The following is a 12,715-nucleotide window of genomic DNA, read 5'->3' on the forward strand; positions in this document are numbered from 1 at the left end:
CCTTTCCTAAGTATGCAAGAAAAACAACGCAATCTTATTTATTTAGAACGCTGTGAGGAAGCGCTCCTACAAGTCGCTCGTAAGGTGGCGCGGGCAATGGGCATTCAAAGCGATGTTCATGCCATGAGCACGCAATCGATTCATTGTGCTTTGTTAGATAAGAGTACTGCGCTTTTTGAGCAGGGTGGGGATGACACTAAATTTCAGCAGCGTCTGGCAGAACGCAATCATCACTATGGAAGCTTAACTCCTTATCATCCTGATTTCTCAGAAGCATTACGAGCGCAGGTCTTGCAATGTCCACTACAAGAGGTGGGACTTTACATGAACGAATTGCTCAAAGTCAATCCGCCACTACGAGATGCATTTGGACTGAATTATCTACTAGATACTCTGCAAGACACTACGCAACTCTCTAAGAGGCTAGAAAGAGCTATTTTCTGGCTCAGTAAGCAGAAAGCGGAAGAGATAACTCACGTGGCCGATTTACCCATAATTGAGCTTCAGCCCTATGAGTTTTCCATTTCAGAGGAAACACTAAGCAAAATAGATATTCTCGCAGAGAATATGGGATTGATTAGCGAGGGAGCATTCATATTAGGAGAACGCAAGAAATCCGCGCTAGTGGGCTTTCACCAAGCGCTCAAAGAGGCTGGATGGATAGGAGGTACTTATGATGAAAGGAATGCTTTTTTTGGCAACCGATATAGTATCTCGCTTATACAAAATACTTATAGAGGCACTAAGACTGGTGAAGCCTATCATCGAAAAACGAACAAAATACTCAAACAGACGAGTAGCGTCACATTATAGCCAGTTTTATCGCCAGTATAGCCAATTTTTGATACAAGCAATCAAAACTGGTTATAATTTTTCTCAGGTTTGCATCGCTCCACCAAATCAGGGAGCATGCAAGCCATGCAACAACTTATTCTCTCGGGTGTACCATACGCCCAACTGCTCGACGATCTACGCGCTCTTATTCGCAGCGAAGTCCAGCAGACGCCTGCTGGCGTCGCTCCTTTAGCCACAGAGCAGGACCAACTCCTGAGCGTCCGAGAGGCCGCGCAGCTGCTTGATGTGTGTCCACAAACCATCCACGAATGGAAACGACGTGGGCTACTCAAATTTCACAAGCTTTCTGGGCGTACCTACTTAAAGCGCACCGACGTGCTGGAGGCCTTACAAGGGCAGCAACGCACTATTAAAACGGGAAAAAGAGCTAAGATGAGTTCGTAGCCATGGCCTACAGTTCATTTTCACTCCCACCTTCTCATTACCGTTTTATGGATTACTTCAAATTGATGAGCCGCTTCTGGCAGCTTAATACCCAGGTGCACTTTACCCCTTCTGAGACAACTCTCTACCACTTTTTACTGGCTGAATGCAATAGACTAGGCTGGAAGAATCCTTTTGGCTATACCAATGGAGCTCTCTGCGCCGGCATTGGCATTTCCGAGAAAACGCTCATCTCGGCCCGAACGAAGTTGCAGCAGCATGGCCTCTTATTTTTCAAGTCTGGCCACAAAAATTGCCCAACTGTATACCAGCTTACGCCACATGATGAGCTTACTACTACCCTGAACAATACAGCCTCTACTTTCCAGCCTATTGTAAAGCCAATGGAGCAATCTAAGTCAAATAGCCTGGAAAATGTTCGCTCATCGTTACACAGTACTAGAGTAGCTATACCACAAGAAACAAGAAGACCGTACGAACGAACGATGGCTGAAGCATGGACTGGCCAAACTAGTCAGCAGCTACCTGGAGCAAGTCCACCTACTAGTCTGACGGAGTATAATGCCGACCAGAGCCCACTAGTTGATAAAGAAGCGTTCGCTCAAATTTTACGGACGAATAATTATGGCCACGTGGATATTGAGACATATCGCCAGCAGATGCTAGACACCGCTCGCACTAGGCAAGTAAGACGTTCATTACCTGCTTGGTCCAAATGGATTACCACCTACCTCAACAACGATAACAAACGGGGGGCTTTACTACTACCACAAGCCTTATCAACCCCCACATCACAGGGAAATCTGCGTGCAAAGGCCAACACGCATTCTTATATTCTATGAGCGCAAACTCAACCCTTGCCCCAGATCTAAAATCGCGGAAGTTAGAAGCCGCTATCCTCGGGGCAGCACTACAAGAGTCATCTGCCTTGCGCGTGTTAATGGATACCTTGGGTACGAACCCAGATATTTTTCATAACCCCACGCATCAAATTGTCTACCACGCCATGTGCGCCCTAAGTCAGGAGGGCCATGCCGTAGACATGCTAACAGTTATTGAGAAACTTGATGCAATCGGCAAGCTCCAGACGGCTGGCGGCCAAGGTGCCGTATGTGCTTTAACACAAGATATTAGCGGGGCGGCACATATAATAACTCACTGCAGGTTCTTACAAGAGCAGTACGTGCGCCGAAGAGCTCTGGCAACTTTTCAGCAAGGTCTAGTACGAGCTGCTGATAAGCAGAGCGATGTATTTGACCTCGTCGCAGCGTTGCAGCAAGCAGCGGATAGTCTACAACGCGTTCTACAGGAAAAGCGTCCGCGTTACGTAGGTCATTACTTAGATGCTGAAGTGCAGGCAATCATTAAAGCCGCTGCAACTCCTCAAGGCCTCACCGGCGTAGCTACTGGCTTAACAGCACTAGATAAAGTCACGGGTGGCTGGCAAAAATCAGATTTGATTATTGTCGCCGGACGCCCAGGCATGGGTAAAACCAGCTTTTTATTAGCCGTGGGTAAACACGCTGCATGCACCGGAAAAAAGGGCGCCATTTTCACATTGGAAGTCAGTTCCCGACAATTAATTACCAAATTGATCGCTACCGAAGCTGGTTACAGTACCTCCCAGCTGAAACGTGGCTTATTTGATGGCAAACTCGATGAGGCATATGCCATTGCTGAGAAAGTCGAATCTTTACGGACGCTGGGGCTCTTATTGGATGACCCCACTGAATTAACTATCAGTGCCCTACGCGCAAAGGCTATTCAACTTAAGGCCGAAGAAAATATTGAGTGGCTGGCAGTAGACTATCTCCAGCTTATGAAAGGAGATAAGATAAGCAGCAAAGCCGCTATTCGTGAGCAAGAAATTAGCTCCATTAGCCGAGGCTTAAAGCAATTAGCTAAGGAGTTAGAAATCCCTATTATTGCCTTATCACAGCTATCTCGGGAAGTAGAAAAGCGTGATAAGACGAAACGCCCTCAACTCTCCGACCTACGTGAGTCAGGCGCACTGGAGCAGGATGCCGACATTGTCATTTTCCTCTATCGTCCCGAATACTATCATATTATGAACGACGAAGAGGGCAACTCGACCATCGATGTCACAGAAGTTCTCATTGCGAAGCACCGAAACGGCAGTACCGCAGATGTTGCCGTGCGTTCCGTAATGAAATACGGTCGCTATGAGGACCTAACAACTCCGCAGTGGGAATGAGCTGAGCCGTTCTCTACTACCCCTTGCTAACTACTACTTAGTGCTTCTCTCACTTCAGCCAGTGCCTTATTAGCATTTGTCTTTCTCTGCTGCTCCACTGCTGACTCCCATGCCTGCAATTCATGCCATAAACTAGCTACCAATCCCTTCTCTTCTACTTCTAACTTGCTAGCCAGTTGCTTTATCTCTGCGAGAGTTAACTCCCACGGATGGCGCTCAAGCTGTAAAAGCTTTTCTAACGTCCAACCTAGTCCTTGCGTCAGCTGCCAACGAGAAGGTTTTGCTGCATCAATAATTTCCTTAAGCGTTGGAATACGCTCGGTTAAAGGGGCTTCCATTTCGGCCACTTCAAAAGAAAGTAGTTGTCGGGTGAAGGGGAGACTCGGATAAGGAACTGCCTTATTTTGCCACAGGGTGGTTCCATACTCGAAGGATATGTACTTTTCACCCAGTTGGTCCCATACTGGCTCCCGACCGGGCCAGCTTACTCCATAGCCCCACATAGCAGTCATTGTCCTACTTTTTTGCACCTGCCAATTGCTTTCGGGTAGACACTGAAAAACTCCTAGAGCCTCCTCAGCCATCGGATGCAGACTCAACCAGTGCATGAAACCTGGTTCAGCAGGATATATCCAGACGCCGTAATATAATTGATTGCAGGTGACAGCTACTTGCTGACCTAATTCGGCTAGAACTTCGCTCGCCAAGCTAATATCCGTCACATACCAGCCAGGCCAAGTTCCTTCCAGTCCTATTTCTTGCCCATGAAGTAGCAGCCCTGCCCGGGCTCGCAGAACGGCGAATATTTGTTCTTCAGCGGCAGCATCTAACTGGTAATACGTAGTTCCTGTAAGCCAGCAGGTGTACGGAATAAATGGGACCTCATCTGCTTGTAAAGGGACTAGAGGTGGAGCTGTCACCGTATACCCATGCGTATTATTTTCCCAACGCAGGCAGAGAGACGCGTACGTAGGATGAGAAAAAATTTGCCCAGGATGAGCTGCACTCCAGTTCATAATGGCTGTTATATCCAACCCAGCGGCTTGCACCGCATTAGGATTGAGATAGGGCACAAGTAAGGGAATGGCCAACTCGCGATAGATATGTAAGGAGCCCTCATAGCCTGCTCCTCCGCTATAAGTGCGGTTGCCACTTCCTACGTAGCGGCGCTGTACCAAAAAACCGCCGTGCCGCCTAGCTTGCGGTACATACCATATCGCTCCGGTAGGAGCTTGCACCTGAGCCAAGAGCGGGATGGCTGATACTGGTGGTTGTGGCATCATCTTCTTATTTCCGCAAAATGCACGTTCCCTCCATCCCCATATTCCCTTGATTACTAATCACCCCCAGCCCATCAATTGTGAAGTAGAACTGACTCGGCTGGCTGCCCACGTAAATTCGGCCGTCTTCCACGGCATACTCGGAAGCTAGCGCGCCGGCGCCGGGCAGGTGCAGGATGAACCGGTCTCGGGTAATCTCAATTTGCTGCAAGCCGGGAGTTGGCTCCCCTGTTCGGTAGTAGGTGCCTTGCAGGCGAATACGCGGTACTTGCTGATAGGCTACCACTACGCCACCTACCAACACCACGCAGATAAGAATCAGCAACCAGCGTTTTTGGTTTGTCATGTTGTAAAAGGGGCCGGGTTTTGCCCCTCAACAAAGATAATCGGACACCCCAATTTATATCGTATCCGATAGGATAAGTTTTTGTCTTTGCCACCTCCTTGCCAGGGTGAAAAACCCGGCCCTTTTGCTTTCTTTCGGCGCGCACCTGCGCACCTTGCGTAAGCAACGAGGACTTAGCCAACAGGCGCTGGCCGACGAGGCTGACCTGAGCTGGCCTACCATCCAACGCGTGGAAGCCGGTAATCAAAGTGCTACACTAGAAGTTCTGGCCGCTCTGGCCGAAGCCCTGGGCCTATCATTATCTGACTTACTGCGCTTTACTGCGGCGGAAGACCAGAAGTAAAGAGCTCCCCGCTGCCCTGTTGCGGCTCTCTCATCGCCCCTACCAGCCTGCTGTTCAGCGGGCTAACTGCGTCCTCATTTCGTGAACACTTCTCACCTACTCGCCAGTCAGACAGCGGCATTGTCCGCGCGCACTTGCCTCCCCATCACCTGGCTTGGTAATGGCCATCTCCGTATCGACTCACACACGTTCGCCACTTGTGAGTGCTTGCCTACTTCGCCAACTACTATTCTCCTCACGCCCTACCTACCTCCTGCGCAAGCTCTAGCACTCCGGCAGCGGGGTATCAACTACTTAGATACGGCCGGCAATGCCTTTATCCGGGCAACAGGCCTTTACCTATGCATCGAGGGCCAAACCCCGGTGCCCGCCTCCCCGACCTATCCGCCCCCCGTTGGGCTACGCCTGCTGTATCACCTACTCAGCGAGCCTCAGCTGCTGCAGGCTCCCTATCGCACCCTAGGCGAGCGAGCCGGCGTGGCGCTGGGCTCCGTTAGCACTTTTTTCGCTGAGCTACGCCAGCAAGGGCTTGTAAGGGAAGAGCAAAACGGCCGCGTACTAGATACCGAAGGCTTGCTGGCCCGCTGGGTTCAAGAGTATGGCCAGGCGCTACGCCCCCAGCGCTACCGCTGGGCTACCCCGCCCGGTATCCGGTGGCGGCAGTTGCCGATGGTAACGGGCGCCTACTGGAGCGGTGAGCCAGCGGCCCGGCTGCTGCTACAGGAAAAGCGCTCCTCCCCCACCTCCTTTACCCTCTACAGTCCTTGCCTACCTGACTGGGGATTGATACCCGACCCGGTAACCGGTTTGGTGATAATTTTAGCTCCACCCTTTCTACTTCATAAAATAGCGAGCACGAGTGGGTTAGCGTCACCTTTACTAGTGTACACCGATTTGCTGCTCTCCGGCCGGGACGTAGACCAGGGACTGGCCCAGCAGATACGGAATAGGTATTTAGCTCATCTGCTGTAGCAGTCCTAAATAGATTGCTAAGTAGTACTCGCTAAGTAGCAACTTGAACTTGTTAACACGAGGGTTTACGCGCGGCGTTTTGGGCTACGACTTTGCTATTTCCGCGCACCCTGTTCTAGTTTTTAGCGTGTTTTCGCAGGCACTTGCTTCACATGGACCTAGAAGCGGGAAAGCAAGAGAAACTACTGCTACAAGAGCTTGGCAACTCAAGGGGTGTGGTGAGTTCTGCGAGCAAGTCGGAAGCAATCAGCGGTACTCACACAACTGCGCTTGAGTTGGCCGCCTGAGGCAGCACCCATTTGGTATACTCACTTATACTCTAACATAGCTTCGCCTACCTAATTATACCCACTATTAGGTATTTTATTAGTTCGGTAGAAGTCCCAATTTTGACTTCTCATTCCGCAAAGACTTCCCTGAAGAAATCCCCCACTCCCAAGCAAGCTTCCCCACTTAGTAAGGCATCTAGTCATTGTAAGCTTACAACCGATAATTACCAGCATATCCTGTCCACCGCTCCCATGATTAGCCATCGTATGAGTTTTGAGCAGGTTTGTCACCTGCAGCCGGGCGACGCATTGCTGGAGATAGAGGGTCAGCTGTCCGCAACGGGCGCGGTAACATCTGCTCCCGTCGTTACGATCGACGAGACGACTAGCGAGCGCTGCGTCACGTTTGAAGCGCTGATGCAGCGCAGCACCGAGGAATTGCCCGAGCAAGTTGACTACCGGCTCTGCGAGTGGGCCATCGCATACGGCCCGCGGCTGTTTTGTCCCCCGGCCGAGCCCACTGCCCCCTCACCTCCGTCGGTGCCCGCAGAGCCGCCTCGACCAACCTTAGGGGAACTTGATATTCCGTCTAATCTGGACGCGCTCTTTTTGCTAGGCGAGTTACTCGCCACCCTTAATCATAGCGAGTGCTTGGCTTGGCCAGGCTTTTACGGCGACGTCGTCCTGCACCCACGCACGGGAAAATGGGTAGTGGTCAACGCGGGGGGACTCGCGTTTGGGTCGTTCACTTCTACTCAGGCGGCTGCGCAATTTGATGACTTTACCGGCGACTCGCTGCGGGCCGTACTCGCCGGCTACGCGCGCAAGGCCCGGCAAGTACTCGAACCTGTCTATCCCAGTTTTGTCGACACGCTGCTGGCAGAGTTATTACCCACTCCCGTACCACAGGCACCACAGCTGCGCCCTTTCTTCTTCGATCTACCCCGTGTGCTGCAGGCCTACGGGACGAGCTTAGAACTAGTGGGCTCTACGCGACAGCTGGGTTGGGTAGCCCCAGCGCCCCCGCCCAACCCGCCCACTGATAAAGAATTGCTATTGGCTTGCGTAACCGTATTTGTTGCCCGCCTCAACCTAACGGAGTGGCTTACGCACGTGGCCGCTTGTGAGCCCACCCGCGAGCTCACGCAAATACTAGGAGCGTTAGCCCGCGGTGACTTGTTCGAGCCCACGTGGGGTGGATTCATTCCCAAGTTGCTAGGTCACTATCGACCGCAGCGTGCGTTGCGACTGCGGGTGCTGACCAATCTGAAGATGGGCGATGGGCTCCTGCTCTTGATTGCCAATTTGTACGATGTCCCCCACCGGCTGGCAGAGTTAGTTGATAAACACGCCGTCTTCGCTTTCCTGCGCCGCACCTTGGCCGAAACAGTAGTCATCAGCGCAGACACACCAGCGGAGCGGTTAGCCCAGCACCAGCTGGTACTCGGGAGTCTTATAGACGCACTCGATGACCTTGCGCTGCTGGCTGACGCACAAGGCCAAACGCACTCCTCCTTAATCTTCGCCCAAGCCTCTCTCCTGGCGCTGCAGCAGCTACCTCCTCTGCAAGAGCCAACGCAGGCAGAGGAGTGGTTAGCGCGCCTGCAGGCCCAGCAGTGGCGCTATTCCTGGTACCACCAGCCCGAAGAGGGAGTCCCTCTGCCCACAAACGTGGTCTGGCAATACGCAGCCTACGCCGGCTCATTACGTTTGGCCGTACTGCCCTTCTGCCAGCAGGCAGGAGAATGGTACGCGCAGGGAAGCGTAACCAACCAACTCTGGACGATGGCGTGGTGGGTCCTGGACCAGCTGCGCCAAGGTGAGCGGCTCGCCTACGCCTGGAGTCAAGCCCAGCTGGAGGCCGACGACCAGCTCGCCTCAGTAGAACTGACGCTGTACAACCTACTCACTCATCATCAGAAAGCGCTGCGGGACCTGGTCGCTATGCTGCAGCGTTCCGGGCAGCCAGGTAGGCGGCTTTCTGCCTGGGCTACCCTGGGGGTGTCAACAGGAGCGGCGTGGGACAGTACGCTGATGCGGCACTTGGTAGAAGAACAGGAACGGCTGGTAGTTGCGTACGACGCGCTCGCAACTCACGGCTATGGATCGCAAGTCCACGCGAGCCTTGGTCAGTTGGTGACCGAGTTGGCTACCTAGCTGGGCGCAGCCCGCATTCAGGGGCAAGCAATTCAAGCTGAGTGGTCCTGCACTAGTTTCGACTGCCGCGCAACGGCTATTCATCCCTCCTCATATCATGTAAGCCCCCAATAAGCAGCAAAAGTTTTTGCTTAATAATATATAATATTATATATTTACATTAAACAGTTTAAAGACACCCTCCCCACCCTTACTTCTCTCCTTAAGCTAATGTCTCTCTCCTTGCATGAGCGCCTAAATCTCGCGCGCGACATTATCCAAGAAGGTGCTCGCAATCGGTCTGGGCGGCCCCTCACCCCCTCCTTTATTACGATTCATAACACGGCCAATGCTGACCGGGGGGCTAACGCAAAGATGCACGCGCGTTACTTGCACGGAACAGATGCGCAGCAACGGCTCGTCTCCTGGCACTTCAGCGTCGATGACCAGCAGTGCGTGCAGCACCTACCCCTTTACGAGCAGGGTATGCATGCTGGCACGAGCCTAGGTAATGCCCGCAGTATAGGTATCGAGATTTGTGAGAATAAGGGTATTGACCAGCCCGCCGCGAATCAGCGCGCGGCGCTGCTGACCGCTGCCCTGCTACGTTTACTTGGGCTGGACCTCTCCCGCGTCGTCCCCCACAAGCACTGGTCGGGTAAGCAGTGCCCGCATCTGCTGCTTGACGCTACCGGTGGAATTGATAAATTCCTACAGCTAGTGAAGAAAGAGTTAGCTACGCTACCAGCAACAGTATCCCCAACTGCCTTTACCACAACGGGCAAGCCCCCTAAACCAGCTGCTACGCGGCCAGTAACAGCTTCTCAGCCTGAAGCCTCCCCCATTGACCAGTTGTTTGCGCTCGATGCCGAAGGCACCAGTCGGGATACCGTTCGCACGACCTACTGCATTAGCGTACATACCTCGTCAACGGCCAAAGGCACATCGGACTATGTACTGGATGCGCGTCCCGATTCGCTGGATTTTCGGGATACGTTGTTCATTCCTACCCTGCGAGAAGTTCCCGCTACCCGGTCGCTGGTCGACTATCAGAAGTTGGCCAAGCACTACGGCGTACCCGTGCTTGACCAAGGACGGGAAGGAGCCTGCACTGGCTTTGCGCTGGCCACCGTAGCTAATTATCTACTAGGGCAACGCGCCCAGCCCTGCCAACCCGTCTCGGCGCATATGCTCTACGCCATGGCCCGTCGCTACGATGAGTGGGAGGGCGAGGGGTACGAAGGCTCCAGTGCCCGCGGGGCCATCAAAGGCTGGCACAAGCATGGCGTCTGTACGGAGCAGGAGTGGGGAGGCAATGATGTACCTCGCTTGACCGGGACACTAGCGCAAGCAGCTGGCCGCTGCCCCCTCGGCGCCTACTTTCGTGTGAACCACAAGGACTTAGTGAGCATGCATAACGCCTTGGCCGAGGTTGGTGTGCTCTACGCCACCTGTATCGTACACAATGGGTGGCAGCAAATAGGGACGGATGGCCTTATCAAAGCGGGTACTACCCGGCTGGGAGGCCATGCCGTTGCCATTGTCGGCTATGACGAGCGGGGGTTTTGGTTGCAGAACTCCTGGGGACCTGCCTGGGGGCATCGGGGATTCGCCCACCTCACCTATGACGATTGGCTGGCCAACGGCACCGACGTGTGGGTAGTGCGGCTGGGCGTACCAGTGCAACTGCAAACTGCCCAAGGCGTCGCCGCTGTTCGCTGGAATGGAGCTGTTAAAGCTAACGCCTACAGCTTTAGCGACCTACGTCCTCACATCATCAGCATCGGCAACGATGGGAGGCTGCGCGAAACGGGCACTTTTGGCAACGATGAGGACGAGCTGCGTCAACTACTGCTGGAAGACTTTCCAGCCCTAACTAAAACATGGAAGCGTAAACGGCTGCTTATCTATGCCCACGGCGGCTTGGTAAGCGAAGACGATGCTCTGCAGCGCGTAGCCGAGTACCGGGTCGAATTGCTCAAGCACGAGGTTTATCCACTGGCGATAATCTGGAAAAGTGATGTTTGGACTACTCTCACGAATCTGCTACAGGATGCGCAGCGCCGCCGCCGACCCGAAGGCGTACTGGACGGGGCGCTGGACTTTGTGCTCGACCGACTCGATGACTTCCTCGAGCCGGTGGCCCGCACCGTGGGCGGCCGCTCCCTCTGGCAGGAAATGAAGGAAAACGGCCGGATGGCGACCGAAAGTCCACTGGGTGGCTTGCGCTTAATGCTGGGCTATCTTATGGATTTGCTGCACCAGCAGGATGTCGAGTTGCACTTGGTTAGCCACAGCGCAGGCTCCATTGTACTCGCCCCCTTTGCCCAGCTCCTGACGACGAAGGGACGCCTACCGGCGGACAGTCCCATGGCCGGGCAGCAGGGATACGGCCGCCAGGTCGCCAGCTGCACATTTTGGGCGCCAGCCATAACGGCTGAGCTGTTTCTGCAAACGTATGCCCCAGCGATAAAGGCGGGACAGATTACGCGCGCAGCTGTTTTTGCCCTACACGATACCGTGGAGCAGGACGATGACTGCGCCAACATCTACCATAAGTCTTTACTCTACCTCGTGTCCAATGCCTTCGAGACGGCAACCATCCGGCAGCCTTTCCTGCGCGACCGGGGCATGCCCTTGCTCGGTATGGCTAAGTTTCTGCAGGCCGAGAGCAAGTTCGCCGATGCGCAGGTGTTAAAGCTGATTGCAGACAAGCACTTAGAGCTCGTGCTGGCCCCGAATATCGACCACCGCATCCCATTTACAGAGCAGTCAGCTAGTCGCCACCATGGGGACTTTGATGACGATGAATTAACGGTAAAAGCCACCCTGGCTCGTATTCTGGGGTCAGCGCACGCGCCGGCAGTAGCGACCATAGCGGAGCAGAACATCTTCCGAAGCAATGAGGGGCACTTGCGGCAGATTCGGCAGGATTTGCCCGCCGCCGTGCGGAATGAGCGGTAAAGCCGGGCATAGCACGAGCCTTATGTACGCTCCTTCCCTAGGTAACTCCCGATGCTGACTTTTCCTATCAGTGGCAGAAACGCGGACGCAGCCGAAAGTATACGAAGTATAGTTCACAAGGCTAGTTAGAAATAGCTTCTGGAATTCCTCCCTTAATACAACAATCCATTTTACTAAAAGCAATGCTTAATGCATTGAAAACAACATGAATAAGAACTTCATAATCACTACAATTGTAACGATATCCCTCGCTATTCTTAGCTACCTCGCCACATATAGAAATGATATTAAAATTATGAACCGGAAGGAAAAATTAGAAAGAATAAATAGGCAATTAAAGGAATTATACGGTCCTTTATACGGCATAACATCAGCTAATACTGAAGTTTGGAATAAATTTAGAGGCGGCTTTAGGCCAGGAAAACCTGCCACGGGCCCTGATATGAGTCAGAAGGAAAAGGAAATATGGATTGCTTGGATGAAAACAGTCTTTGTCCCGATGAATAATAAAATATATGACACGATTATAAATAATACGGATTTAATAATCGAAAATAAGTTTCCTAAACCTTTAGGAGAGTTTTGTGCTCACGAAGAGTCATATCGACTAGTAATTAGTAAATGGGAGAAAGGAGACTACTCGGACCTCTCTGCTATCATAGATTATCCTACATCCATTACTACGTATGTTGACAGTTCATATAATTCACTGAAGAAATCACAGGTAGAATTACTAAATAGTTATTAACAGAAACCGATTTGACTTATTTGCGCATCACTAGCTTCATCAGTCCCCATTGCGTCACGGTGGGAGGCTAGCGTGCGGGCCCCAACACGCGCTACCGCCATTAGGTTAGGCGTTTCGCGCGCAAGGCAGTGCTGCGCAGACCTTACCAGCGCGTGAGCCGACCACGCACTAGCTGCATGGGCACCTTGACCAGCGAACGGTCA

Annotated in this window: 11 protein-coding genes; 9 read left to right on the forward strand and 2 right to left on the reverse strand. The window is 52.7% G+C overall.

The window, feature by feature from the left end; all coding sequences use genetic code 11:
* The first annotated feature begins 12 nt into the window (after window positions 1-12).
* From ACFSDX_RS17705 to ACFSDX_RS17720, 4 genes are all read left to right on the forward strand, one after another.
* Window positions 13-813 carry a hypothetical protein gene (locus ACFSDX_RS17705; RefSeq protein WP_382315947.1) on the forward strand — a complete coding sequence of 267 codons (801 nt, stop codon included), beginning with the start codon at window positions 13-15 and terminating at the stop codon, window positions 811-813.
* Between the two features lie 69 nt (window positions 814-882).
* The gene (locus tag ACFSDX_RS17710) at window positions 883-1,239 is read left to right on the forward strand and encodes a helix-turn-helix domain-containing protein (protein ID WP_382315949.1); all 357 of its coding nucleotides are present in this window, start codon (window positions 883-885) and stop codon (window positions 1,237-1,239) included.
* A gap of 47 nt (window positions 1,240-1,286) precedes the next feature.
* Window positions 1,287-2,081, forward strand: a complete 795-nt coding sequence (locus ACFSDX_RS17715) for a hypothetical protein (RefSeq protein ID WP_382315951.1) — start codon at window positions 1,287-1,289, stop codon at window positions 2,079-2,081.
* Window positions 2,078-3,454 (forward strand): replicative DNA helicase, encoded by a 1,377-nt coding sequence (locus ACFSDX_RS17720; RefSeq protein WP_382315953.1) that lies wholly within the window; start codon window positions 2,078-2,080, stop codon window positions 3,452-3,454. Before ACFSDX_RS17715 ends, ACFSDX_RS17720 begins: the two co-directional genes overlap by 4 nt.
* A gap of 26 nt (window positions 3,455-3,480) precedes the next feature.
* Here the strand turns inward: ACFSDX_RS17720 and ACFSDX_RS17725 are convergent, their stop codons facing one another.
* Window positions 3,481-4,527, reverse strand: a complete 1,047-nt coding sequence (locus ACFSDX_RS17725; RefSeq protein ID WP_382315955.1) for a hypothetical protein — start codon at window positions 4,525-4,527, stop codon at window positions 3,481-3,483.
* A gap of 214 nt (window positions 4,528-4,741) precedes the next feature.
* Window positions 4,742-5,080, reverse strand: coding sequence for a hypothetical protein (locus ACFSDX_RS17730; protein WP_382315956.1), 339 nt, complete (start codon window positions 5,078-5,080; stop codon window positions 4,742-4,744).
* Between the two features lie 106 nt (window positions 5,081-5,186).
* Between ACFSDX_RS17730 and ACFSDX_RS17735 the strand changes: the two genes are divergently transcribed.
* The 5 genes from ACFSDX_RS17735 to ACFSDX_RS17755 all read left to right on the forward strand — a co-directional run bounded on the left by ACFSDX_RS17735 (window position 5,187) and on the right by ACFSDX_RS17755 (window position 12,512).
* On the forward strand, window positions 5,187-5,423 hold the full coding sequence (locus tag ACFSDX_RS17735) for a helix-turn-helix domain-containing protein (RefSeq protein ID WP_382315958.1): 237 nt from the start codon (window positions 5,187-5,189) through the stop codon (window positions 5,421-5,423).
* Between the two features lie 477 nt (window positions 5,424-5,900).
* Window positions 5,901-6,395: a type IV toxin-antitoxin system AbiEi family antitoxin gene (locus tag ACFSDX_RS17740; RefSeq protein WP_382316169.1), complete on the forward strand. Its 495-nt coding sequence runs from the start codon at window positions 5,901-5,903 to the stop codon at window positions 6,393-6,395.
* 521 nt (window positions 6,396-6,916) lie between these two features.
* Window positions 6,917-8,821, forward strand: coding sequence for a hypothetical protein (locus tag ACFSDX_RS17745; protein WP_382315960.1), 1,905 nt, complete (start codon window positions 6,917-6,919; stop codon window positions 8,819-8,821).
* Window positions 8,822-9,031: 210 nt separating this feature from the next.
* Window positions 9,032-11,764 carry an N-acetylmuramoyl-L-alanine amidase gene (locus ACFSDX_RS17750; RefSeq protein WP_382315962.1) on the forward strand — a complete coding sequence of 911 codons (2,733 nt, stop codon included), beginning with the start codon at window positions 9,032-9,034 and terminating at the stop codon, window positions 11,762-11,764.
* Window positions 11,765-11,969: 205 nt separating this feature from the next.
* Window positions 11,970-12,512 carry a hypothetical protein gene (locus tag ACFSDX_RS17755; protein WP_382315964.1) on the forward strand — a complete coding sequence of 181 codons (543 nt, stop codon included), beginning with the start codon at window positions 11,970-11,972 and terminating at the stop codon, window positions 12,510-12,512.
* Window positions 12,513-12,715: the final 203 nt, after the last annotated feature.

Origin of the sequence: Hymenobacter bucti, assembly GCF_042681145.1 — a bacterium.
GTDB classification, from domain to species: domain Bacteria; phylum Bacteroidota; class Bacteroidia; order Cytophagales; family Hymenobacteraceae; genus Hymenobacter; species Hymenobacter bucti.